The sequence below is a fragment of the Picosynechococcus sp. PCC 7002 genome (assembly GCF_963860125.1).
Taxonomy (GTDB): Bacteria; Cyanobacteriota; Cyanobacteriia; order Cyanobacteriales; family MRBY01; genus MRBY01.
The window spans coordinates 1678624-1701962 of record NZ_CAWLFA010000001.1 but is presented as its reverse complement, the minus strand read 5'-3'; the positions used below and the strand labels follow the sequence as shown (position 1 = coordinate 1701962).

The window sequence follows — 23339 nt, the reverse complement described above, 5'->3', positions numbered from 1 at the left end:
ATTCGTCCATGGCTAGTTTGTATGAAAAGTTAGGCGGCGCAGCGGCAGTTGATCTGGCGGTGGAGAAATTCTACGGTAAGGTTCTGGCCGATGAACGAGTTAATCGTTTTTTTGTCAATACTGACATGGCCAAACAGAAGCAACACCAAAAGGATTTTATGACCTATGCTTTTGGGGGCACGGATCGATTTCCGGGTCGTTCGATGCGGGCTGCCCATCAGGACTTAGTTGAAAATGCGGGTCTAACGGATGTCCATTTCGATGCGATCGCCGAAAATCTAGTATTGACCCTCCAGGAATTAAATGTGTCCCAAGATTTAATCGATGAAGTCGTCACCATTGTGGGTTCAGTGCAGCACCGCAATGATGTTTTAAACCGTTAGTCGTTAGTATCGATCGACCATTGCACAGTGAAATCAGACGATGGATGGGGAACAATGACCAAAAAGCCCCATCTTTTTTATGGCTATGATTAATTCAGAGCAGTTAAAACCGCCCCTAAAGTGGGCTGGGGGTAAGCGTTGGTTAGTCCCTAAATTACGGTTAATTTGGCAAGACTACCAAGACTATCAATTAATTGAGCCGTTCTGTGGTGGCTTGGCGATCGCCTTGGGTTTGGTTCCGCAAAAAGCAATTTTAAATGACGTTAATTTCCATTTGATTAATTTTTATCAGCAACTCAAAAAAGGTTTAAAAAGTAGTATTTTAATGGCAAATGATGCTGACTTATATTATCAATGCCGAGACCGTTTTAATGAATTAATTGAAAATAATCAGAGCGAGACCCAAGAAGCCGCTATTTTATTTTATTATTTAAACCGGACTGGGTTTAATGGCTTGTGTCGATTCAATTCCCAGGGAAAATTTAATGTCCCTTTCGGGCGATATCGTTCGATTAACTATAGGGATGATTTTTTTGCCTACAAAAAGTTATTTCAAGCTTGGCAGTTTCAATGGGGAGATTTTGAGAAAATTCCAGTTGCTGACCATAGTTTTATTTATGCTGATCCGCCCTATGATGTTGAGTTTCGTCAGTATGCCGCCGGGGGGTTTAGTTGGGCCGATCAAGAGCGATTAGCCACCTGGCTAGCAGCACAAACCGCGCCAACAATTGCCTCTAATCAAGCCACGCCCAGAATTTTAGATCTGTATCAAAGTTTGGGCTTCACCGTGACGACCTTAAGCGCCCCACGACGCATTGCCTGCAACGGCGATCGCACTCCGGCTAAAGAGATGCTCGCCTTCCGTAATTTGGCAGCAGAAGATTTGTTGAATACATAGGGTTTATGTAATTTATGCAACCATTTCAGGCACCCTGTAAATTGTGATACCAGTTTTCCGGCGAGAGGAACTTACCTTGAAGGTCTGTCAACTTTTTATGTCTTGGTAAGGGGAGTGAATTCATGGGGCGAAGAAATACAGCACTGTCTGATGTTGCCCAACAGCCAACACTCCAGGAATTTTTGCAGTTATGTACAACGGCGGATCTTCGCCAGGAACCCACCGCCCAAGCCTGGGCCTTTCAGTTACTCCGGGAAGGGACATTTCAAGAACGCTGGCGACTGGTTAAGGTTTTTGCAAAATTAGGCTCAACGGCGATCGCCCCTCTCCTGAGCATCGCTGAAGATCACACCGCCGAAACAGAATTACGTTGGTTTGCGATTCGCATCTTAGGACAGTACCAAGATCCTGAGGCGATCGCCCGTCTGATCTTGCTCATTGACCATTGTTCAGAAGAATTCCTCCTCGAAGAAATCATGAGAACGTTGGTGCAGCTAGAAGGAAAGGCCGTGGATTATTTAGTGCCGCTGTTGGCCAAGCCAGAAAGTCGTAGCCTCGCCGTAAACGCCCTTTGTAAATTACGCTATCCGCAAATTATTGATCCCCTGCTGACGGTCATTGATGATCCAGATCCGCAAATCCGTTCCTTAGCCATTGAAACTCTTAGTCAATTTCGCCAACCAGAAATTTTTACCGCCCTGTTGTCTGCCCTCACAGATACGGCGGCCCCAGTGCGTCGGGAAGCAGTTAAGGGTTTGGGCTTTTGGGGCCAGTCCGTTGATCCGGTTTTGTTGTGCGAAAAAGTCCAGCCGTTGCTCTACGATTTCAACCTGGAGGTTTGTGCCCAAGCCGGGTTTACCCTCAGTCGTTTCCCGATTCCCCAAGCTGCCGAGGCGATCGCCACCGTGCTGCAGTCTCCCCATACGCCCGAACCATTGCAATGTAACTTGATCCAAGCCCTCGGCTGGTTAGCCATCCCAGAAAGTTTAACCCGACTCGAACCCTTGCTTTACCATGGGGCTGACACAGTAGTTTTAGAAATCCTCAAGGCATTTGGCCGAATCACCGAACCTAACCTGCGGGGGCAGGGAACAACAATTTTGCTGCAGTTTTGGCAAAAGGTTTCCCAGCCCCAACCTTTGGCAGTTCAACAAGCATTCATTTATGCCCTCGGCCAGCTCCAGGATCCCCGCGCCCAGGCTTTACTAACTGCCTTTAGCCAAAGCCTCGAAAAACCGATCCAACTCCATGCGATCGCCGCCCTGAAAAAAATTGGCATCGCCGCAAGTTCCGAAGTTAGCTGATTTTTAGAAGCTAATCAGTTAAGCTAATTATTTCTTAATCTGAGAACATCCATTCCCCACCCACAGCAAGGCCCCATGAGTACCGAATTTCGTGAGCTACTGAAGAAAGTTGGCAGCGGTAAACACACCAGCAAAAGTTTGACCCGTGCCGAAGCGGCGATCGCCCTAGACATGATGCTCGATGGTACCGCGACTCCCGCCCAAATCGGGGCCTTCCTCATTTCCCAACGGATTAAACGACCCACCGGGGTAGAACTGGCAGGGATGCTCGATGCCTATGACCGCCGCAGCCAAAAATTAGACCCCCTCCCCAACGGAGAAAAAGTATTTATCCTAGGGATTCCCTACGATGGCCGCACAAAAACAGCCCCCATTGCACCAATCACGGCTTTGATCCTTAAAACCGCTGGGGTGCCCGTGCTCATGCACGGTGGCGATCGCCTGCCGACGAAATATGGCCTCCCCCTCGGAGAAATTTGGCAAGCCCTGGGCCTCGATTTCCAAGCCCTCAGTTTTGTGCAACTACAAAGCTACTTCCAGCGCACCCACTTTGCCTGCTGCTATACGCCGACGCTCCTGCCCGCTAGCCAAACCCTGATTTCCTACCGTGAAGAATTAGGCAAACGCCCGTCCCTGGCAACCCTCGAATTGGTCTGGTCGCCCTCTGGCGATCGCCAAGCCCACACCATCGCGGGTTATGTACACCCCCCCACCGAAGCGATTATTCGCGATACTTTTACCGAGCGGGGCAATCCTCCCTACACCCTGATCAAGGGCTTAGAGGGTAGTGGCGATCTACGGATTTCCCAGACCACCATTGTGGTCACCAATCAAACCGAATCCGCCGATGGATTTGTCTATCTCAAACCCAATCCCTATGACTATGGTTTAGGGGGTGAAGACATTCACTTAGAAAGCCCGGAGCAATACTATCAAGATCTCGCCGCGCTTCTCCAGGGACAGCCTTCACCGCTAACCGATTCTGCTGTGTGGAATGGGGGCTTTTATTTGTGGCATTGTGGGCAAGTCAAAGATCTCCAAAGTGGTTTAGATTTAGCCCAAACCTGGGTCAAAACCGGAAAATTACAAGCAACCCTCACGGCCCTCAAGGCTGATTTAGGGGCAAGAATCGCCTCCTAAAATTTCAACAATCACACCGATGAATGCCATCTAATATTTTTATTGTTCACAATCTTAAAAATTTGTAAAAACAACATTTTCCGTCTAGACTAAAGGGGAGATACCGGAATAATACTTTTTCGTTAATAAAAGAACTGGGCTTGTTTTTTGTGGCGGCCCATCGTTACATATGTGAATGTGAGAAATTTCGCCTGGCGTTTTTCTCAACCATTGATACCAAAAGCCAGTCTTGTTTTTTGGTGCATTTAGTAAAGGGTAATGTGATCTTGTAATATTCGTTGACATTAGGGAGGCAGAGTCAGATGATGACAAACCATGCTGTACAACGGTTGGTGGAATTGGCCGAAGGCATTTACATCGAAACTGCGATCCCTAGGGAAAGTCATCCTGCGCTGCGGTCTGGCTTTGCGGGTTATCCCAGTAATCCCCGTTGGAATGTCCGCAAATATCAGGCTTGGAAACAAGGCAAACAATGGCGACAAGCTTTAGATAATGGGCAACTGGTGGTTGAAGAGCAGCACCTAGTCCCCGTGGTACAACCGGAATGCCAAGCCCCACCTCTCCCCAAGAAAACAACGCGAGATTGGCGATCGCCCCTCAAGAAATTAACCTTTTCGTTGAACTAGGCTTTCGTGGATTGACGGGATGGGGTTACAGTAAAATCCTCACACTTTATCTGTCCTAAAATTCCCGTTGGCGATCGCCCTATGCATTGCGATTATTTGATCCAAATTTTAAATGCCCGCGTTTACGACGTAGCCCAAGAAACTCCCCTCGAAGTGGCCCCCAATCTTTCGCGCCGCCTGCACAACCATGTGCTATTGAAGCGGGAGGATATGCAGTCGGTCTTTTCTTTTAAGCTGCGGGGCGCGTACAACAAGATGGCGCACCTAACCCCAGAGCGATTGCAATGTGGCGTGATCGCTGCCTCCGCCGGAAACCATGCCCAGGGGGTGGCCCTTGCCGCGACAAAGTTGGGCACGAGGGCAGTGATTGTAATGCCTGTGGTGACGCCCCAGGTCAAGATCAATGCCGTTAAAGCCAGGGGTGGCGAGGTGATCCTGCATGGAAATGCCTATGATGATGCCTACGCCCACGCCCGCAAACTCTCGGAGGAACAGGGCTTAACGCTCATTCATCCCTTTGATGATCCCTATGTCATCGCTGGCCAGGGCACCATCGGCATGGAGATTTTACGCCAGTGCCAACAGCCCATCCACGCGATTTTTGTGGCGATTGGCGGCGGCGGATTAATTGCAGGCATTGCGGCCTATGTGAAGCGGGTGCGGCCGGAGATCAAAATTATTGGCGTCGAACCTGTGGATGCCGATGCTATGAAACAATCCCTTGCAACAGGGGAACGGGTGCAGTTATCCCAAGTGGGGTTGTTTGCCGATGGGGTGGCGGTGCGCTATGTCGGGGAAGAAACATTTCGCCTGTGCCAGGAATATGTCGATGAAATTATTCTGGTATCCACCGATGATACCTGTGCAGCCATTAAAGATGTATTTGAGGACACCCGCTCTATTTTGGAGCCGGCTGGGGCATTGGCGATCGCCGGGATGAAAGCCTATGTGGAGCGGGAAGGCATTCAGGACGAAACCTTAGTAGCCGTTGCCTGTGGGGCCAATATGAACTTTGATCGCCTGCGGTTTGTGGCCGAGCGAGCCGAATTAGGGGAAGGGCGAGAAGCAATTTTTGCCGTGACGATCCCGGAGCAACCGGGCAGTTTACGAAAGTTTTGCCGTTGCATGGGCGATCGCAATTTAACGGAATTCAACTATCGCATTGCCGATGAACAGGAAGCCCATATTTTTGTGGGGGTACAAATTGCTGACCGCAGTGAAATTAAGACCCTCGCCGAAACCTTCGAAGCGAATGGCTTTAAAACCCTCAATCTCACCGATGACGAACTGACGAAATTACACCTGCGTCACATGGTCGGTGGCCGCAGTCCCAAGGCAACCCATGAGTTGTTCTATCGCTTTGAGTTTCCTGAATATCCAGGGGCGTTGATGAAATTTGTCGATACCATGAGCCCCCATTGGAATATCAGTGGGTTCCACTATCGCAATAATGGTGCTGATTATGGACGGATTGCGATCGCCGTCCAGGTGCCCCCGGCAGAAATGGACGATTGGCAAACGTTCCTCGACCAACTCGGTTATCGTTACTGGGACGAAAATCAAAATCCCGCCTACAAGCTCTTTTTGGGCTAAGGTTTTGTCCTACTCCCAAAGCACGGCGGCCCGCTCTTGAACCACACGTTGGTAAACCTGCTCCGTGGCGATCGCCAATTTTGCCCAATTAAAACGCCGGGGCAGATCCGCGTAGGCATTTTCTACGAGGATTTTGGCATATTCTGGGTGTTGTAAGACCTCCAAAATTCCCCAGGCGAGGGAACTGGCCACATTCGCGTAGGTGACAATGCCCGTTTCGCCGTGGGTGACCACCTCCGGTAAGCCTCCCGTATTGGATACCACCACGGGAACTTTCGCCGCAAAACTTTCGAGGACAACAATCCCAAACGGCTCATACAAACTAGGGAACACGGCACAATCGGCGATGGTTTGGAACTTATCCAAATCCTCGTCGGACATAAATCCCGTGAAATTACACTGTTCCCAGATGCCTAAATTCCAAGCCTGTTCCTTCAGGCGATCGCCATTGCCGCCCCCAATAATCACAAACCGGACTTTCCCCCGCATCACCTCCAAAATCCGAGGCGCCGCACTCAGGAGCACATTAATTCCTTTTTCGTAGGTTAAACGTCCCACATAATAGACAATCCGATGGTCATCGGGGGCAAACTGACGGCGAAAAGACTGACGGTCAAAACTAACCGCATGTTGTTTTTTTTCTGGCCGAATCCCATTAAAAATCACATCCATTTTCGGCCAGGGAGTTTGCAAGGCCCGCTCCAGCTCGTGGCGCATATATTGACTACAAACGATCACCCGCCAGGCCTCGTGGGACAGCATTTTTTCCTTGCGGGCGATGTAGCGGTGGGTATCGGTGTGAATACCATTGTGGCGACCATATTCCGTGGCGTGAATGGTGGCCAATAGGGGAATTTTAAACTGGTGTTTGAGGGCGATCGCCGCATCAGCGACTAACCAATCATGGCTATGGATCAATGCACAGGAGCCTGTTTTTTCTAAAAAAGCAGCACCATAGGCCAGCATTTCCCGGTTCATTGCCCCCACCCACTGGAAAAAATCAGGGTGATCCGGCACAACAACCCGATGCACATGGATGCCCTCGACAATTTCATAGACTGGCGCTAACCCTGTGGCCAAGGTCAACATATGCACTTCATGGCCCAGGCGGACAATTTCTGGATACAGTTCCCCCACATGGCGAGCAATTCCACCCACAACCCGGGGGGGAAACTCCCAACTGAGTACTAAGATGCGCATTATTCCATCTCCCTCACCGCTTGCAAAAATACCCTTTCTTTCCCCATTCATTTAATCCCTTAAAGAAATTTCACAGCTCGCCGAGTGGGTCTGAACAAACGCTCTTTTTTCCTTTACAATAGAGGTGGGCAAAAACTTTTGCGATAAAGAATGAAAGTTTTTGTTCACTCCTCACACCATACTTCGTCCGAATCGCCATAGTATTCGGGCGTTTTTTTTGTCAGTAATTTAACCAGATTGTTGCGCTCAAAGTTGCCGACTCTCCCTGGGATCAATCACATTTCTTGGTAGGGTTTGCTGCTGTCATATTCCCCTAAGCGATGGAGCATAGAAAAAGCTCGCTATATCCTAGCATTGGTTTTCCTTCAGTTTTCAAGAAAGCATCAAACGCAAAATTTTCTATCATTTTGCCTAAAGTTCCAGATGGGTCGGAGCCTTTATGCTAGAATCCCTAGGTATCCTTAGAAAAATCTTGTATAAATTAGGAATTTAGAGGCATGTCAAAAACTGCCGCAGTCACAGACGCAACCTTTCAAGAAGAAGTCCTCGAAAGTGACGTCCCTGTACTCGTCGACTTCTGGGCTCCTTGGTGTGGTCCCTGTCGTATGGTTGCTCCCGTCGTGGAGGAGATCGCCGAACAATACCAAGATCAAATCAAGGTGTTTAAGCTCAATACTGACGAAAACCCTGGTGTCGCCAGCGAATATGGTATTCGGAGCATCCCGACCTTGATGATTTTCAAAGGGGGCAAAAAGGTCAGCATGGTAGTCGGTGCTGTGCCCAAAACAACCCTCGCTGCTGCGATTGATAAAGAACTTTAAAAAAATTCTCTTAATAACTTCAACGCACTACGAGCCACCAACGGCATCATTTAACATCCGGCTTTTGCACTCAGCCCTAGCGTATTCCTAGGGTTTTTTAGTGTCTGGCTGAGTGGCGATCGCCTTGAGTTTTTGATAAGCATCGGAATTTGCTAACTCCGGTGGTGGCGAAAAGGTGGCAATGCCGAAACTTGGGGACGGTAGTGCTGAAGCGATAGAGGCTTCGGGGCGAGATTGTGCAGGCGGAGTGGGGGCGACTTTGGTCGGCAGTTCGGCACAAATCAGGCTTTCAAATTCTCGATTGAACTGGACTTGGGGCTTTTCCCAGCGTTGCCAAACCCGGAGGATTGCCGTGACCGAAATTTTTTTATAGCGCCCCCGATATAGGGCTTCGAGGACAGCTAGACGAACCCAGGCGACGGGACTATGGGCACACCATTGCTCAATGGTGGCTGCAGCGGTCTGACCATTGAGTTCAAAGCCATAATATTCTAAGAGGGCAATCGTTTCGGCGATCGCCTGCTGTTCTGGGATGCTCTCCCCCATAGCAACTGTTCTCCTCTTGGTGACTGGTTTCTATCATCCCCTAAAGGTGAGGTTTACAACAATCTAAAGGTGAACATTTTGCCGTCAAATTTCTGAGCGGTTAACACGGTTACGCACTTTAGCAATAGTTTGGGGCAGTACCCCGACCAACTCAGCAAAGACATCATCGGACAGTTGGGCGGCCGTGTCGAGGTCAAACCAATTTTCAAACTGATTTAAAATAATTTGGGCCCGCTGTTCTGGCACGGGTTTGTCGGTGATTTGCTTCAGGAGTCGGACCCACTGCCGCCGAATGAGGTAGGCTTTTTCCCGCTCAGTACCGGGCGCTGGCACCAACAGGGACAGGGCACCCACGGGGATTACCGATTCTACATCTTGATCAAAAACGCCACCAATGATCGCCCCTGGGCCAGCAAAATCGCCGTGGTAGGCTTTGCGCAAAATCAGTCCATTTTTACGGCGGGGGTTTACCATCAAAAGTTCTCCCTGCTTCAATTGGGCCAAAATTTCAAGATGGTCTATGGGAGAATTTGTCGTTGAGGGGGGAGTAGAGCCCATGGCAAAGGATAAAGAACGGTGGCGATCGCCACATCAGCGGCGGTGAACTAAGAAACAAAAAGACTTAGGGAGATAAACTCTTTTGAACAAAGAGACGGCGCGGCCGACGCAGGAGCCAAGCACTTAGGGGACGTTCTGCATATTTAATATCATACCCACAACTGAGATAGAGTTGTTTGGCAGCTTCATTATTTTCCAAGACATGGAGGGCCACACTGCCGTAGTGCCAGTAACGCACTTGGGTTTCACAACGGGCCAAAAGTTTTCGGGCAATGCCCAAGCGACGGTATTGGGGATTTACTGCCAAATTAGAAATATAGGGGGCTTTGGCGGGGGCGATCGCCAGCGCATTTAAATAACGTACAGAGATCTCCACTGTGCCGACAATTTCCTGGGCTGTCGCCGTTTGCATTGCTGCCACAAAACAAGCGTGGTGCTCTTTGGTCTGTTTGAGACGATGGTGTAAATCTTCATAGACCCCCAGGCGCAGGAGAGGCGTCAGCCAGCCCCAAGTGCCTTGATAGTGATGGAAACTATGGGTCAAGACCGTTGCCAGGGCGCGGGCATCCTCCAGAGTAGCAGGCCGAATACTCAGGGTACTCTGGCTGAGGGCCACATCGACTGAGGATAGTTGCGGGATATTCCAAACAGAAGAAAGACGAGGATTCACCAAGCCTCCGGAAACAAGGGTAAAATTTTTCTAGAAAAACTTGAAACCACAAACCATTGTGCCAATTTTATGAATGGCTTGTCGAGGGATAGATTTTGCCAATCATCTGCAAGGCTCTAAATTTGTGGGCCACCATTCTGATCATGATGCCCACCGACAATCGGTAAACAAGTCTTGAATGAAGGGCGTTTGAGTAACTGAAAGCAAGCCGATGTCATCTTCAATGAACGTTTGAAAGCGGCACTGCATATTGTGAGGGAATCTTTACCATGGGACGAAAATCTAAACTAAAAAAACAGCGTAAAGCGATCGCCCAAAATCCATCCGCTGCCAAGTCTCCATCACCCAAGGGGGATATCGAGACCCTGAATCAGCTTGGCTACGGCGAACACAATCGACTGCGATCGCCAGAAATTCCCGCCGATCGACCAGAACCCCAGTTATAAAGCTGTAATAAAAATCCCCCCTCGCCTGGAGGAGGGGGCAATTGATCACTCAACTACGGAATTAGGCGCGGTTCGCCTCATTAATTTCAGCCAAAATCTTGTCTGCTCCCTGGGCGATCGCCTTTTGGGCTAATTCAATGCCCAATTTCTCGGCATCGGCACGGCTACCACTGACCTCATCGCGGATTAAGGTTTGGCCATCAAGGCTCGCAACCATCCCCACTAAGGTTAGGCGATCACCTTCAATGGTTGTGTTGACCCCAATCGGTACTTGGCAGCCCCCCTCTAACTGACGCAGGAAAGAGCGTTCTGCATAACAGCGATCGCGGCTCTCGGCGTGTTCGAGTACAGGCCGTAACAGACCCAAAATCTCTTCATCCCCATCCCGGCATTCGATACCCAAGGCCCCTTGGCCCACGGCATGGAGGGAAATATCGCTGGAAATAATCTGGTGGATGCGATCGCCAAAATCAAGCCGTTGCAGACCCGCCGCCGCCAAAATAATCGCATCATACTCACCCCGGTCTAACTTCGCTAGGCGCGTATTCACATTGCCGCGAATATCTTTAAATTCCAAATGGGGGAAGTGGTGCCGCAGTTGAGCCAGACGCCGTAGCGAAGAAGTGCCAATCACCGAACCGCTTGGGAGGGTTTCTAGCTTTTTATCCCGATGCTTTTCGTTAACCACCAGGGCATCCGCCGGGTCAACCCGTTCCGTGACACAGCCGAGCATCAACCCCTCAGGCAAATTCGTGGGCAAATCCTTCAGGGAATGCACCGCAAAATCTGTCTCTCCCTTGAGCATGCCGTCTTCGAGTTCTTGGGTAAATAGCCCCTTATCGCCAATTTTCGAGAGGGCCACATCCAGCACCTTATCCCCTTGGGTTTCCATGGTTTGGACTTCAAAGGTGATCTCTGGGTAAGCCTTTTGGAGCTCATCCCGTACCCAATAGGTTTGGACTAAAGCAAGTTGGCTTTTGCGGGAGCCAATCCGCACAGTGCGTTTCGAAGGGGTCTCAGCGGTCATATCAATTCGGATTTATAAAAATGATCTTAAAATTTTGACTCAAACTAGGGTATCGCGTTGTCCGTCCCTAATCGCAGAATTTTTTCTGAGAACAACCGGAAATGTTACAACTGTTCACGAAATCCCCAAAAATCAGAGTCCCAATCCTAGGGCACGAGGCGGACAAATTTCTTTTTCCCCACCCGGAGCACCTTATCTACTAATTGCTCCGGCTTCTCAAAGGCGAGATTCATGTCCGTGATCCGCTCATCATCGAGGCGAACTGCACCTCCTTTAATTTGGCGACGACCATCCCCACCGCTGGAACACAGGCCAGAAGCCCCCAAAATATAAAACAGAGGCGAGGGGAATTCCACTGCGCCCAGGGAAAATTCGGGAATATTGGCGGCGGCGACATCCTGTACAGCTTTCTCCGCATCTACCGCCGCTTCAGCCCCATGGAACTGAGTAACAATGTCCCGGGCCAGGAGTTTCTGCTGGTCACGGGGGTTTGTCGGCAAGGTTTGCAGGTCTTGTTTAGTGAGCAGTTCAAAATAGTCCTTCAGCAAGCTATCGGGGGTATTCTGTAACTTTTGGTACATGGTGTGGTGATTGTCCTTGAGGCCCACATAGTTATTGAGACTTTTGGACATTTTTTCTTTGCCATCGGTACCGATCAAGATAGGCAGCAATAGGCCGAATTGGGGCTTTTTCCCAAAGTGTCTTTGCAGATCCCGCCCCACGGCAATATTAAATTTTTGGTCAGTGCCCCCAAGTTCTACATCTGCATCCACGGCCACCGAGTCATAGCCCTGCATTAGGGGATAAAGAAATTCATGGATATAAATCGGGTTTTCGCTTTGGTAACGTTTGGCAAAGCCTTCTTTAGCCAGCATTTGCTGCACCGTCATTGTCGCCAGCAGTGCTTGGATCTTGGCTAAATCTAAATCCTTGAGCCATTCGGAGTTATAGCGAATTTCGAGGCGGCCTGGGGTCTCAAAATCGAGGATTGGTCGCAGTTGCTCTAGGTAAGTTTCGGCATTTTGTTGCACGTCGGCGGCACTGAGCTGTTTGCGCACTTCTGATTTGCCGGTGGGGTCGCCAATCTGGGCGGTAAAGTCACCAATAATCACCACTGCGGTGTGGCCAGCGTCTTGGAATGCACGCAGTTTACGGAACGGAATACTATGGCCGAGGTGGAGATCTGAACCCGTCGGATCAACGCCTAATTTGACCCTCAAGGGGCGATCGCCTGTCTGGAGAACCTGGGCTAAATTTTCTTCAGGATTATCCGGAAAAATTTCGCTGGTGCCACGGGTTAGCCACTCAAGATTCGCAGACATATTCACAGGGGATTTTGTTAACTCAATTGTGGAAATTTAAACCTGCCTATTGTGCCATATTCTGCTGAGATTATTGAATGCAGCCAAGCGATAAGCTGCCTATTCTGGGGTTGCGGTTGTGGCTTCAGGATTTTCGGCCTTTTCCTTCAATTCAAAATAAGCCGCCATCACATCGCGCACCATCGGCCCAGCCACAGAGCCACCACCACCACCAGAATGTTCTGCAAAGGCGACGACAACGATCTCTGCCTCGTCATAGGGAGCAAAGGCACCGAACCAAGCATGGTTTTCCCGGGGGGGAGCTTCAGCCGTGCCACTTTTTCCCGCTGCCGTTGGAATCCCAGGAATATTGAGCACTGTACCAGTACCGTTAGTGACCACGGCCCGCAAGCCTTGACGAATAGTTTCTAGGGTACTGGGGGCCATTTTGAGGGACGTTTTCACCGGAGTATCGGTTTGGACGAGGTGGGGTTGCACTAAATAGCCGCCATTCGCTGTTACCGCAAACATCTGGGCCACCTGTAGGGGGGTCGCCAACGTTAAGCCTTGACCGATGGACATATTTACAGTGTCTCCCACATTCCAGGGGCGCTCGAGGCGCTCTTGGGTCCAATCATCATCCGGAATTAGACCGCTGGTTTCTTCGTTGAGTTCAATGCCAGTGGGTGAACCAAAGCCAAAGCGGCGCGACCAATCAATCAGGGTTTCACCGCCAACACCCCGCCCCACCTGGCCAAAAAAGGTGTTACTACTCCAGGCCATCGCTTTCACGTAGCCAGCGGCCCCAAAACCAGCCCGGTTCCACTCATAGAAACGAACCCCAGCAGCGGCGAGGTAAGGACTGGTGCTCAACACTGTGTTGGCTGGATATTTGCCGGATTCCATCCCGGCGGCGGCGGTCACAACTTTAAAAGTCGATGCTGGCGGAAACCCACGAATGGCACGGTTAATAAAGGGATCGCCCTGGGCAGTGACGGCGGCCCATTTTTCGGGGGAAATGCGATCAGAAAAAATATTCGGATCAAAGTTAGGGTAACTCGCCATCGCCAAGACATCACCATTGCGCGGATCGAGGGCGACGATCGCCCCTTTGCGTCGTCCCAAAACCCTCTGGGCAACCTTTTGAAGTTCAGCGTCTAGGGTAAGACGGAGGTCTTCCCCGGCCTGGGCTGGTTTTTCTCCCAGGATTTTCACAAACCGGCCATCGCGGTCCACTTGAATTTCTTGGCCGCCCCATTCCCCACGCAGACGGGATTCTAGGGACGCTTCTAGACCTAATTTACCGATGTAATCCTGGAGGCGATAGCCTTCTGCTTGGCGGGTCTCAAATTCTTCGGGGGTTAATTCTCTCGTGTAACCGAGGACATGGGAGGCCGTATCTCCTTCGGGATAGTAACGCACCGGTTCGATGATCACCTCTACCCCGGCGAGGGTCTGGTGATGTTCTTCGATGGCGGTGACTTGGGCAAGGGTCAAATTGCGGGCGATCGCCAAGGGTTCAGTGGCGTAGATATCTTGGGATTCTAGGCGCTTTTCAATTTCGGCGGGGGCGATGCCTACCAACTGGGAGAGCAATTGTTTCGTTTTTGGCCAATCGGGTCTCGTGCGGGCTACGGGCCACACATAGACGGCATGGGCAAGTTTTGTGGTGGCCAGCACCTTGCCATGGCGGTCAAACATATTACCCCGGATCGGTGGTTTGGGGGCAATGCGGACGCTATTATTCCGGGCCGTTTGTCGCAGTTCATCTCCCTTAACGAGTTGCAAAAAAGCCAAGCGGGAACCAATGCCGCCCAGGAGTGCCAAGCTAACGGCAAACATAATTCCCCAGGGACGAACACCCCGGCCAACGGTGCGACCCGATTCTTTGCGTGAGGCTTTTGCAAGGGGAGAGATGAGGGTCATGGGTGCCTAGGAAAAAAGGAAAATTGATTCTAATTTTAGCGTGCGCATTAGGCTTTTTAGGTCAAGATAAAACTGAGTAGGACTAAGCCCAGGTTGATCAGATAAAAAGCGCCAACAATCTGGGTTTCAGGCCAGCCACTGAGTTCTAGGTGATGGTGAATGGGGGCCATTTTGAGGAGTCGTTTCCCTTGACCGGTTTCGTCTTTGGTGGCTTTGTAATAAGTGACTTGGGCAATGACAGAGACGGCTTCAATACAAAAAATGCCACTGATAATCAGCAGCCCCCAAATGTTGCCGCTCAGGATTCCCGCTGCGGCCAAACCTCCCCCCAGGGCGAGGGAACCGGTATCCCCCATGAAAACTTTTGCGGGATTGCGGTTGTGGTAAATAAAACCGAGACAAGCCCCACTCAAGCAAGCACAAAGTAAGCTCAGGCCAGGATGTGCGGGCAAAGCGAGGGCACCCACGCCCAGGAAGGCGATCGCCCCTGTGCCCCCGGCCAGCCCATCGACACCATCGGTGAGGTTCGTGGCATTACTTTCGGCGACCATGGCGAAACCAGCCAAAGCCCAAAAGAAAACACCGAGGGGTAAACTCAGTCCCGCAAAAAAGGTAATTGTCGTCAGTTCCGGAGCAGTGAGGGCAAGCCAAATACAAAACACCACGGCGATCGCAATTTGCAGGATCAGTTTCATCCGGGGGGAAATGCCTTTATTGGACTTGAGACGCAGCACTTGCCAATCGTCCACCCAACCAATCACCCCGTAGGCGAGGGTCACGAGGGCCACGGCGATCGCCTCTGGATCGAACCCTGCAAAGATCACCCCAGCCGCCAGACCAACGGGCAGGAAAATAAGACCGCCCATGGTAGGGGTACCCGCTTTTTTGAGGTGGGCCTGGGGGCCTTCTTCGCGAATAATTTGGCCGGTTTTAAGCCGCCGCAACAGGGGCACGATCCACATCCCAAAAATTCCCGCCACGATCGCCGAGACCAAGACCGGAACCCACAGGGGCAAAATGTTGCTAGGGTTCAGTTGGGGCTGATGGCTAATCAACACAGCGAGGCCCACGAGCAGGACGCTCAAGAGACCCAGCAGTTGGGTGCCGGAAGGTTTTTGGAAAAATAAAGGCAGTGAAGAAGATTTGCTTTCCACGGGGTTATTTGGCGTTGATCAAACTCCCCAAAAAGATAGCATCTCCCTGGCTCTATCTCGCCTCATCTAGGGGACTTTGTTTTAGTCGAGGAGTATGCCACAGTGAAATTTTTACTTCACTGTTATGGGGGCCAATCAAACCATGGCGATCGCCACAGAAAAAATTACCGTCGGCAACCTCACTTGGTTCTACCGCGAGACCGAAAAACAAGACAATGGCCGCCTGCCGATCCTCTTTCTCCATGGACTGCCTGCCCACAGTTACGGTTGGCGCGGTGTGCTGGAACGTTTAGGGGCCGCAAATTTTCACTGTATTGCCCCGGATTGGCCTGGATCTGGTTTTTCGAGCTACCCCAGCAGTCGGGAGTTTTCCTACCGAGCCGAGGTGTTCCAAGGGGCATTAAAGGATTTTCTCGCCGCTTTAAAAATTGAGCGTTGTCACATTGTCACCCAGGGATTTCTCGGCCATGTGGGGGTTTTATTTGCCCTCAATGAACCGGAATTGTGCGATCGCCTGGTAATTCTCAATAGCCCAATCCTGCCGGGGAGTAAACTGCCCTGGGTGATGCAGCAGTGGGGGCTACCTCTCGCTGGGGAGATGCTCACTCAGGATCCGCTGTTGGTAGACCGCACCCTCGAAAAAGGCAGTGGCTTCGTGATTGGTGATAGCGACCTCGCCACCTACCGCAAACCCTACAAAACCAGTTCTGCCGTGGGTCGTGCCCTGATGACGACGGTGCGTCGCTTTGAGTTAGCCAAAGTTTTGCCAGACTTGGGCGATCGCCTCAAAAATCGGCCTGCGCCGACCTTGTTTCTTTGGGGGACTCAAGATCCTTGGTTAGACAATGACCAGATCGAAAACTGGGTCAAAACAGAAACCGCCCACCGTTGGGAAGCCCTGCCTGAAGCGAAACATTATCCCCAGGAGCATTTTCCGGAGGCGATCGCCCCTGTACTAAGTGAATTTCTCGGCTAGGGAACCAGGGGAGCCATAAAAAAATATGAATGGCGCTAGTCGAAAACCTGATCTCAGTCCCATTTGTGAGATGATGTTGGCAATTGAAAACCTGATAACGTCATTAAGCTTTAATACATAACCATGATGCTACGTTTGCGGTCAGTTTTGTCCTTGCTGTTAGTGGTCATCACCACTTTTCTCGTTAGCTGCTCTGGCCCCGCGGCCAAAGTACCTGATACCTACACCCCTGATCGGCTTGCCCAAATTCAACTTTATGCCACCCCAGTCGATCAGGCGCGCCAAGGGATGGAAACTCTTGGTCAATTTGTCCAGGAAAATAACTGGATTGATACCCGCACCTATATCCACGGGCCTCTGGGGTTCCTACGTCGTGACCTCACCTACTTAGCAAATACCTTGCTGCCGAGTGATCAAAAAGCGGCGAAGAACTTCATTGATGAAATCTTTGCCCACCTAGAACGCCTTGATGTCGCGGCCCAAAACAAAAATGAGGCAGCCACATCGACGGAATATAACAATGCCATTGCTGATTTTGATGCTTTCTTGGATTTGATCCCAAGTGATTCTGAAGCAAGCTAATTGCAGTTTCTAGATTTTAAAAATTCCTTTGTGAAAGTAATGAGGCGGTCAGGCGATCGCCTTTTTTATTGGCAGTTTTCACGTATCTCAACCTACATTTGTTTTCTGGCAATAGTCGGCACTGACTGTATTGAGATCTTGATCTGTATAAATCCCGGTTCTCGTCATACCGATAAAACTTGAAACGACTAAACAACGTTTATAATTTGTATTTTCACTATAAAGTACAATTGTTCGCTTTCGGTTAAATCGTCCCTGATAGTCAATCGAAATTTGATCTGTTTGATTATACTGAATTACAACGTTCTTTAAACGACGAGGGCCATCAATTGAACAAGTCGAAGAAATGGTCGGGTTTTTGGTTTGCTTGGCTGGCAATTGGATTGTACAGTCTGTACTTTTTTTAATTGCTTCTCTCTGGGAACTTTGAATCACCCCACGTAAGATATTTGCCGCTTCATTGACCCTGCCCCTTTCTACAAACGCCAAAAAGCTAGGGACAGAAATTCCGGCAAGAATTCCAACAATCACTAACCCTGCTAATAATTCAAATAAGGTGAAGCCATAATTTAGATTTATATTTTTTCTGCTGATAAAGTTTGCTATCTTCATTGGCAGATGAACTCCCTAGACTTGACTTAAGTCAATCATACAATCAAATTTTGTTAGTCGTTCGTATAGGGTATGGGAATCTAATTCAGCCTCTCAAAAAAATAATCATTTTATTTTCATTTTGAGCAAGTGGCATCTATAGGCTTTAATGGATACATCATTTTAAAGCCAAATATATATCAACTACCTAGTAGACAATGCAAGACTTTGGCGTTGTTGTGACTATACTTTGAGGCGTTAGAGAATCCCCACTAATATTTCTAGCAACGACTGTATAACATCTTTGTTTATTCGTAGAAGAAGTGGTGAAGATATGAGTTGCTTGTTTATCTGTAAAGATGGGATTACCATTAAAGCGCACAATTGAGGTTGAGTTTTCGATGTCACTACGGTTTACTGTAGGATTACAAGTCTGATTTTTGTTGTTGCTTTCACAAGTAAAGACATAATAACGACCTGCCGAGAGTGAGAAATCCCAGGTAATGTTAACGGTGTACTCGGTTACATTATTACTAGCATTAGCTGATGTAAGACTTGCAGTTACATTGGTAGGGGCATTGTTAGAGACAGTGCCTGTCGCAGTACAAGCTCTCAGGTCTCCTCGTGTTGGTGTCTGGCCAAAGGTTGTAAAAGTATTCCAACTGGTACTAGACAAGTTATTAGAAACATTGAGAGTGCTACCATTATGCCAACCAGTAAGAGAAGAGCCAAGGGTTGTGGTAAACCCAGCACCTGTCCAAATGCTTTGTACTGTCGAAGCAGTTTTGCCCACTAAATCTGGAACCACACAACCAGTCCCAGTAATTGTGACAGATGAGCTACAGATTAAATCAGTCCCAGCCGCAATACTTTGAGCATTTACTACATCAGTAGTACTTAAGAATTTCTCTTCGATTAGGTTTCCTGCAGGAAAACCAGCACCTGTCCATCTGGTTCTGGCTGTACTCAAACTGATTTTTGCTGGATCGGCGACTCCTGTACGCTCCATAATCGGTACAGTACAGACTTGATCATCCACTTTGATGAGAGTGCCGCAGTCTATTTCGTATTCACCATCAGCATTTAGGGTTTCGGTCATAACATCTCCCGAAATAGGATCTCTAAATTCAAAACCCGCAATATTGGCTCCACTGGCAACCTCAGTAGAATCAAAAGTATCAGCATAAAAACCTGCACTGCTCCAGTTACTTTGAGCTGTGCTCACATTTTGACCGACTAAGAGGTCAGGATCAATTGTGCAGGTTGCAGCAGGCTTAACTTCGATATCAGCATCACAAAATTCAATTGTCCCAGGAGCAATACTCTGCCAAGTTAGGTTCGTATTAGCTGGGCCAGTGTAGGTTAGGGTTCCAGTAAATTGGGCGCTACTCCAAAGGGTTGCACGATTATCAGAGTTTGTTCCCCGGAACTCAGGAACAGTACATTTCGGTTCACCAATGGTGACTGGAGCAGAACAGAATATTGTTTCTCCTGCGGTGGGAGACTGGTAATCAACAGTAAAGTTTATGATGCCCGCACGGACTTCCTTATCGATATTTGTAAAACCTGCAGCTGTTAGTTCAGCAATTGCCAGAAGTTCAAGCTTACCAGTGACATCCGGAACAGTACAGGTTTCTTCCGTCACCTTAATAGAGGCTGTACAGATAACTTCTGTGCCATTATTTTGGAAGGGTTGAGGAGAAAGAGCTTGGCTTTCGATGGTTCGGTTTATAGTGCTTAGATCGGTGCTTGAATCGATTTCAAAGCCGTTAGCCGTAAAACTCCCAGTAAAATCACTACTATTCCAGTTGCTGTAAGCTGAACTAATCGTTGTAGAGCCATTATCATAGTTCGGCACTGTGCAAATGTCATCGTCATCACCTGCGTCCATCGTTGTGTTGCTACAGTCCTGAACGCTATTGGCAGGAAGCCCTTGGATCGCAATCTCATCATCAGTTCCAATGAGATTCAAATTATTTATAAAACCAGCAGTATCCCATAGATCTTGGGCTTCAGTTTTTGTTTTCCCAACTAAATCGGGAATAATGCATCTTTGGGGAGGCGGTGCATTTCGGGTCACAAATTTTGTCGCAACAATTAGAAAGTCTTCTTCAGAAAGACTGGCTTTATCCTCAACATTAAGGCGACCATAAAGGGCAAGATCCGCAGTCCGGAAAGCACTGTTGATACAAACCACAAATCCTGTATTTGGAATCGCGATAAGATTATCATCACCTGAACAGCCAGTACCAGAAAGACTACTAATGTCGCTAGCAATACCGTCTACCAGTACTTCGGCTGGACTGTCGCCTTCTTTCCTACGAATAACTCCGGGCCCTGACCAAACATCACTAGAAGCAACTGGATCGTAGTAATATTCAACAACACTATTATCTGCTTTGATAATTTGTAATCGAGTATCAGCGGGACTATCCTCATTTCCTCTCACACTACTTGCTTCACGAACATCATCGGCGATAAAGTCTAGGGCGCGGTTTAGTTCAATCCGACGTACTGACTGTAGTTCAGAGACTTGATTTTTCTTACTGACAAAAACGATGGCATAGCCTGCTGCACTCACCACAATGGAACTCATGGCGATCGCCAAAAGAATTTCCACAAGCGTAAAGCCGCGATGTTTTAAAGATTTGTAGCGTGCAAACTTACCGACTTTCATGGTTTAGGAGACTCAAAAGGAAAGAAAATGATGATTGCAAAATAGTTTTTATGGGTAAAATCTAAAACTAATCGGAATAGCTTTATTTAGATTGTAATAGAGTTTTCATTTTATACTTGACCTGTAATACATTTAGTTGCGTCAGTGGATGTGTCACTTGTTCCAGATGTATTATAGGTGCCGACACGAATTAATCCCAAAGCCCGCGAGATAACCAAACAGCGTTCATAGTTTCCATTTCCACGAAAGACAAATACTTCTTGACCATCATTAAAGTTATCCTCTACTGGCACACCCTTAAAATCTAATTCGATGACATTAGCAGGGTCGTTATTAGCAAGGGTATGACGATAGGTTACTCGAGACATTACTCTGGGGCCAGTAACTAAGCATCCTCCGGTAATATTGACAGTCTGACCGGATGGGCTAAAAGTAAGATTACAAGTATTGCTTTTTTTAATAACTTCTCGCTGTGCCTCTTGAAGAGCGCCTCGAGTACGATTAAGCGCTTCATTCACTCGACCACGATTGACGAGTCCCAAGAAACTAGGGGCTGAAATTGAAGCTAGAATCCCCACAATCAACATCCCTGTAAGGAGTTCAATTAGCGTAAAGCCTTTTTCAGCGGGAACAATGCATGGTTGATTAATCATTAAGTTATTCGTTTTTCCTCATCTAATCCAAGGACATTCAGTAGATGCTTCCGGAGTGATTTCTGCCTGTAGCTCCGCAATGACAACACCGTTGGGATTATCTGTATCTCTGACAGAGTAACTTAAGCGAAGGACATTCCATTCGGGATAGCTTTCTTCTCGGCGTAACTCATAGCTTTTATTGAGAAGAGTAACGGGAGAATCTACTGGAGGCAAAGTGCTAGCAAAAGAATTAATAAAGGCAGTGGAGAAGCTTTGACGACAGAGTTGAATTAACTGGCTATTAATATTTTCAGGATTTGCAGAAGTGGATAAAAATCGCAATTCTTCGAGATCGGCGCGGATAACATTAGTGGCTTCACTAATTCTGCGTGCTCGAACTTTAAACACTGTACCGATCACGATCGCCTGAGTTGCAATTAGAGTAAAGATCAGTGCGATTAAAATTCCTGCAAGGACTTCAATGAAAGTAAATCCTCGGTCTTGTCGCCGATTTAGATACAACAGTAGCGACCAGAAATTAGCCATTGGGTAAACGTCTCCAATTGATAAAAGGTCGGAGAATAGGCGGATTGGGATTGCTGCCTTCTGGTATTGGCGCTTCCCCAAGAATGGCTTCCACTTCTACAAGGTCATCAGCAGTCAATTCTTGCTTAACAATAATTTGGTTAGAACTTGACCCACAAGGGAGAGTGGCACCATCAAGTAGGGTAAGTTCACTGTTAGAAACTTGCTTTACCCAAACTGTGCCATAAATGGTTGCTTCCGCTCCACCACCACCATTTACACCATAGGTGTAGTCAGGCCCCAAAACAAAGTAGCTCGACTCTGGAGTCCCGTTCATACAAAGGTAATAGTCGGGAGTTGCAAATGACCCAGCGGGTGTTCCCGTATTTCCTTTGCCATAGAGCTGGAAAAAGGATTTGTTCTGGGCTGCATTGACAGTATTCATTTCTAAGTGGCGGATGGAAGCACTCCCGCCAATATTGACACTCCCATTTGCATGAAAAATAACCATTTGCTGACGGGTTTGTCCTGAAACTGTTTTTGTTCCCGTCCGCACCGTAATGCGTCCGTTGCCCCCTAGATTAATACTCACAGGACTTTTTGAGCCATCAGGGGCAGTACCGATATTGTAGTGATAAACTTCAGTCGGAACGCCATTGATAGTTCGCAGAATATGTTTATCTCCTGAGCGAGGGAACGTCAAATCAAGGCCATTACCATTGATAGCGGCAAGCTCATTACGATCTGCTAGAGCCGGAAGAGGAGGCACACTTGGAAAGGGAAGACCTGGGGCAGGAATCACTTCTCCCGGACCAACGATGGCATCTTCTAAGTCTTCGATGACTCCATCGGCAAAAATGTCACAGCCTGAGCCAGTAATGCCGCTAATCATAATATCTCCTTCTACTTTTTGATTTCCGGCTAGATAAGGAGAAAAAGTCCAGAGTCCAGGAACACCTTGAATAGAAGGCTGGTTTTTGAGAATTGGAATTTCTACATAAACAGAACTGACTGCAGTGCCTAGTTCATTATCACCAGTATCATCTTCACTGTCGGTATTTACTCGTCCCTTCACTTGGAGAAGACCGCGCCCAATAAGAATGCCTGCATCAATATCTGATTCTTCATCTTTGGAGACACCAACATATTCATAACTAACTACTTGAAATTGCCCTTCTTCTGGTCGATTTTCATCGACATTTACCCATACATCGTCAATATATCGTTCTAGTTCATCAATAGACTCATCAATAGCAGTTTCTGTTAGACACTGATCAACAATCACTGGATTGGTACTGGCATTAAGAACTAATGTTTCCCAAGTTTGACCATTCTGCCAACTGTAGGAAGTGAGGCTATCATCTGATGGATATTGGGAAAAAACACGGTTTGCAGTGAGAAAATTATAGACCCGGTTAATCCCCGTTTCTGCTGCCGCTAAACCAGAAGATGTTTCACGCTGGGCGATCGCCGTAGTTTGATCATCCTGACTTCGGAAAATCATTGTTGCCCCAACAATAAGCATGAATAGTCCGATCCCAAACACTAATGGCAAAACAAAGCCATCCTCATTAATCTGAGAGTTAAGTCTCCGTCGCCGTATTCTTAACCATGCTTGGAAGAGAAAAAACTTCATAGCGCGCACCTAATCCTGATGCAACCCATAGTACCGACTATTATTATCTTATCTAAAATGAGTATTCCCGTCCTAGAGTAAATATCTAGCCCAAATTAAAATTAAGTTTTCCTAAAGCAAGCTA

Annotated in this window: 23 protein-coding genes; 10 read left to right on the top strand and 13 right to left on the bottom strand. The window is 48.4% G+C overall.

Features of this window, described 5'->3' with window-relative positions:
* Nucleotides 1–8: 8 nt before the first annotated feature.
* The 6 genes from AACQ84_RS08275 (at nt 9) to ilvA (ending at nt 5944) form a co-directional block, all read left to right on the top strand.
* Nucleotides 9–383: a group I truncated hemoglobin gene (locus AACQ84_RS08275; RefSeq protein WP_012307234.1), complete on the top strand. Its 375-nt coding sequence runs from the start codon at nt 9–11 to the stop codon at nt 381–383.
* A gap of 79 nt (nt 384–462) precedes the next feature.
* Nucleotides 463–1281, top strand: a complete 819-nt coding sequence (locus AACQ84_RS08270; RefSeq protein WP_012307233.1) for a DNA adenine methylase — start codon at nt 463–465, stop codon at nt 1279–1281.
* Between the two features lie 122 nt (nt 1282–1403).
* On the top strand, nt 1404–2585 hold the full coding sequence (locus tag AACQ84_RS08265; protein WP_012307232.1) for a HEAT repeat domain-containing protein: 1182 nt from the start codon (nt 1404–1406) through the stop codon (nt 2583–2585).
* Between the two features lie 75 nt (nt 2586–2660).
* The gene (locus tag AACQ84_RS08260) at nt 2661–3725 is read left to right on the top strand and encodes an anthranilate phosphoribosyltransferase family protein (RefSeq protein ID WP_012307231.1); all 1065 of its coding nucleotides are present in this window, start codon (nt 2661–2663) and stop codon (nt 3723–3725) included.
* A gap of 302 nt (nt 3726–4027) precedes the next feature.
* The gene (locus AACQ84_RS08255; RefSeq protein WP_012307230.1) at nt 4028–4351 is read left to right on the top strand and encodes a hypothetical protein; all 324 of its coding nucleotides are present in this window, start codon (nt 4028–4030) and stop codon (nt 4349–4351) included.
* An 81-nt stretch (nt 4352–4432) separates the two neighbouring features.
* Entirely contained in the window at nt 4433–5944 is a 1512-nt protein-coding gene (gene ilvA, locus AACQ84_RS08250) for a threonine ammonia-lyase, biosynthetic (protein ID WP_012307229.1), read from the top strand.
* Between the two features lie 9 nt (nt 5945–5953).
* Here the strand turns inward: ilvA and AACQ84_RS08245 are convergent, their stop codons facing one another.
* On the bottom strand, nt 5954–7144 hold the full coding sequence (locus AACQ84_RS08245) for a glycosyltransferase family 4 protein (RefSeq protein ID WP_012307228.1): 1191 nt from the start codon (nt 7142–7144) through the stop codon (nt 5954–5956).
* A 497-nt stretch (nt 7145–7641) separates the two neighbouring features.
* Here AACQ84_RS08245 and trxA point away from each other — a divergent pair, with 497 nt between their 5' ends.
* Nucleotides 7642–7965, top strand: coding sequence for a thioredoxin (trxA, locus tag AACQ84_RS08240; protein WP_012307227.1), 324 nt, complete (start codon nt 7642–7644; stop codon nt 7963–7965).
* A gap of 87 nt (nt 7966–8052) precedes the next feature.
* Here the strand turns inward: trxA and AACQ84_RS08235 are convergent, their stop codons facing one another.
* The 3 genes from AACQ84_RS08235 to AACQ84_RS08225 all read right to left on the bottom strand — a co-directional run bounded on the left by AACQ84_RS08235 (nt 8053) and on the right by AACQ84_RS08225 (nt 9739).
* Complete coding sequence (locus AACQ84_RS08235) at nt 8053–8511, bottom strand: hypothetical protein (RefSeq protein WP_012307226.1); 459 nt, start codon at nt 8509–8511, stop codon at nt 8053–8055.
* Between the two features lie 84 nt (nt 8512–8595).
* A complete protein-coding gene (locus tag AACQ84_RS08230) occupies nt 8596–9069 on the bottom strand; it encodes a hypothetical protein (RefSeq protein ID WP_030006998.1) in 474 nt (157 codons plus the stop codon).
* A gap of 64 nt (nt 9070–9133) precedes the next feature.
* A complete protein-coding gene (locus AACQ84_RS08225) occupies nt 9134–9739 on the bottom strand; it encodes a GNAT family N-acetyltransferase (protein WP_041443511.1) in 606 nt (201 codons plus the stop codon).
* A 269-nt stretch (nt 9740–10008) separates the two neighbouring features.
* On the opposite strand from AACQ84_RS08225, the gene AACQ84_RS08220 reads away from it, so the two are divergent.
* Entirely contained in the window at nt 10009–10185 is a 177-nt protein-coding gene (locus AACQ84_RS08220) for a hypothetical protein (protein ID WP_156785471.1), read from the top strand.
* A 61-nt stretch (nt 10186–10246) separates the two neighbouring features.
* Here AACQ84_RS08220 and hemC read toward each other — a convergent pair whose 3' ends face one another.
* The 4 genes from hemC to mraY all read right to left on the bottom strand — a co-directional run bounded on the left by hemC (nt 10247) and on the right by mraY (nt 15593).
* Nucleotides 10247–11212, bottom strand: a complete 966-nt coding sequence (gene hemC, locus AACQ84_RS08215) for a hydroxymethylbilane synthase (RefSeq protein ID WP_012307223.1) — start codon at nt 11210–11212, stop codon at nt 10247–10249.
* A 146-nt stretch (nt 11213–11358) separates the two neighbouring features.
* Nucleotides 11359–12540, bottom strand: a complete 1182-nt coding sequence (gene tyrS, locus AACQ84_RS08210; protein WP_315862050.1) for a tyrosine--tRNA ligase — start codon at nt 12538–12540, stop codon at nt 11359–11361.
* Nucleotides 12541–12633: 93 nt separating this feature from the next.
* Entirely contained in the window at nt 12634–14439 is a 1806-nt protein-coding gene (gene mrdA, locus AACQ84_RS08205; protein WP_012307221.1) for a penicillin-binding protein 2, read from the bottom strand.
* 56 nt (nt 14440–14495) lie between these two features.
* Complete coding sequence (mraY, locus tag AACQ84_RS08200) at nt 14496–15593, bottom strand: phospho-N-acetylmuramoyl-pentapeptide-transferase (RefSeq protein ID WP_012307220.1); 1098 nt, start codon at nt 15591–15593, stop codon at nt 14496–14498.
* 124 nt (nt 15594–15717) lie between these two features.
* Between mraY and AACQ84_RS08195 the strand changes: the two genes are divergently transcribed.
* Together AACQ84_RS08195 and psbQ are read left to right on the top strand one after the other, a co-directional pair.
* Nucleotides 15718–16569 (top strand): alpha/beta fold hydrolase, encoded by an 852-nt coding sequence (locus AACQ84_RS08195; RefSeq protein WP_071819468.1) that lies wholly within the window; start codon nt 15718–15720, stop codon nt 16567–16569.
* Nucleotides 16570–16692: 123 nt separating this feature from the next.
* Nucleotides 16693–17151: a photosystem II protein PsbQ gene (gene psbQ / locus AACQ84_RS08190; RefSeq protein WP_012307218.1), complete on the top strand. Its 459-nt coding sequence runs from the start codon at nt 16693–16695 to the stop codon at nt 17149–17151.
* Nucleotides 17152–17238: 87 nt separating this feature from the next.
* Here the strand turns inward: psbQ and AACQ84_RS08185 are convergent, their stop codons facing one another.
* From AACQ84_RS08185 to AACQ84_RS08165, 5 genes are all read right to left on the bottom strand, one after another.
* Nucleotides 17239–17763: a pilus assembly FimT family protein gene (locus tag AACQ84_RS08185; RefSeq protein ID WP_012307217.1), complete on the bottom strand. Its 525-nt coding sequence runs from the start codon at nt 17761–17763 to the stop codon at nt 17239–17241.
* 187 nt (nt 17764–17950) lie between these two features.
* Nucleotides 17951–20419 (bottom strand): prepilin-type N-terminal cleavage/methylation domain-containing protein, encoded by a 2469-nt coding sequence (locus tag AACQ84_RS08180; protein WP_012307216.1) that lies wholly within the window; start codon nt 20417–20419, stop codon nt 17951–17953.
* Nucleotides 20420–20529: 110 nt separating this feature from the next.
* The gene (locus tag AACQ84_RS08175) at nt 20530–21072 is read right to left on the bottom strand and encodes a pilus assembly FimT family protein (protein WP_012307215.1); all 543 of its coding nucleotides are present in this window, start codon (nt 21070–21072) and stop codon (nt 20530–20532) included.
* A gap of 18 nt (nt 21073–21090) precedes the next feature.
* Nucleotides 21091–21600: a type IV pilus modification PilV family protein gene (locus AACQ84_RS08170; RefSeq protein WP_012307214.1), complete on the bottom strand. Its 510-nt coding sequence runs from the start codon at nt 21598–21600 to the stop codon at nt 21091–21093.
* Nucleotides 21593–23215, bottom strand: a complete 1623-nt coding sequence (locus tag AACQ84_RS08165; protein ID WP_012307213.1) for a hypothetical protein — start codon at nt 23213–23215, stop codon at nt 21593–21595. Before AACQ84_RS08165 ends, AACQ84_RS08170 begins: the two co-directional genes overlap by 8 nt.
* Nucleotides 23216–23339 lie beyond the last annotated feature (124 nt).

Coding starts and splice junctions, on each gene's coding strand:
- AACQ84_RS08265 (WP_012307232.1), top strand. CDS start 1,404: ATGGGGCGAAGAAATACAGCACTGTCTGATGTTGCCCAACAGCCAACA.
- AACQ84_RS08230 (WP_030006998.1), bottom strand. CDS start 9,069: ATGGGCTCTACTCCCCCCTCAACGACAAATTCTCCCATAGACCATCTT.
- hemC (WP_012307223.1), bottom strand. CDS start 11,212: ATGACCGCTGAGACCCCTTCGAAACGCACTGTGCGGATTGGCTCCCGC.
- AACQ84_RS08185 (WP_012307217.1), bottom strand. CDS start 17,763: ATGAAGATAGCAAACTTTATCAGCAGAAAAAATATAAATCTAAATTAT.
- ilvA (WP_012307229.1), top strand. CDS start 4,433: ATGCATTGCGATTATTTGATCCAAATTTTAAATGCCCGCGTTTACGAC.
- AACQ84_RS08175 (WP_012307215.1), bottom strand. CDS start 21,072: ATGATTAATCAACCATGCATTGTTCCCGCTGAAAAAGGCTTTACGCTA.
- AACQ84_RS08260 (WP_012307231.1), top strand. CDS start 2,661: ATGAGTACCGAATTTCGTGAGCTACTGAAGAAAGTTGGCAGCGGTAAA.
- trxA (WP_012307227.1), top strand. CDS start 7,642: ATGTCAAAAACTGCCGCAGTCACAGACGCAACCTTTCAAGAAGAAGTC.
- AACQ84_RS08220 (WP_156785471.1), top strand. CDS start 10,009: ATGGGACGAAAATCTAAACTAAAAAAACAGCGTAAAGCGATCGCCCAA.
- psbQ (WP_012307218.1), top strand. CDS start 16,693: ATGATGCTACGTTTGCGGTCAGTTTTGTCCTTGCTGTTAGTGGTCATC.
- AACQ84_RS08245 (WP_012307228.1), bottom strand. CDS start 7,144: ATGCGCATCTTAGTACTCAGTTGGGAGTTTCCCCCCCGGGTTGTGGGT.
- AACQ84_RS08170 (WP_012307214.1), bottom strand. CDS start 21,600: ATGGCTAATTTCTGGTCGCTACTGTTGTATCTAAATCGGCGACAAGAC.
- AACQ84_RS08255 (WP_012307230.1), top strand. CDS start 4,028: ATGATGACAAACCATGCTGTACAACGGTTGGTGGAATTGGCCGAAGGC.
- AACQ84_RS08180 (WP_012307216.1), bottom strand. CDS start 20,419: ATGAAAGTCGGTAAGTTTGCACGCTACAAATCTTTAAAACATCGCGGC.
- AACQ84_RS08275 (WP_012307234.1), top strand. CDS start 9: ATGGCTAGTTTGTATGAAAAGTTAGGCGGCGCAGCGGCAGTTGATCTG.
- AACQ84_RS08195 (WP_071819468.1), top strand. CDS start 15,718: ATGGGGGCCAATCAAACCATGGCGATCGCCACAGAAAAAATTACCGTC.
- AACQ84_RS08270 (WP_012307233.1), top strand. CDS start 463: ATGGCTATGATTAATTCAGAGCAGTTAAAACCGCCCCTAAAGTGGGCT.
- mrdA (WP_012307221.1), bottom strand. CDS start 14,439: ATGACCCTCATCTCTCCCCTTGCAAAAGCCTCACGCAAAGAATCGGGT.
- AACQ84_RS08165 (WP_012307213.1), bottom strand. CDS start 23,215: ATGAAGTTTTTTCTCTTCCAAGCATGGTTAAGAATACGGCGACGGAGA.
- AACQ84_RS08235 (WP_012307226.1), bottom strand. CDS start 8,511: ATGGGGGAGAGCATCCCAGAACAGCAGGCGATCGCCGAAACGATTGCC.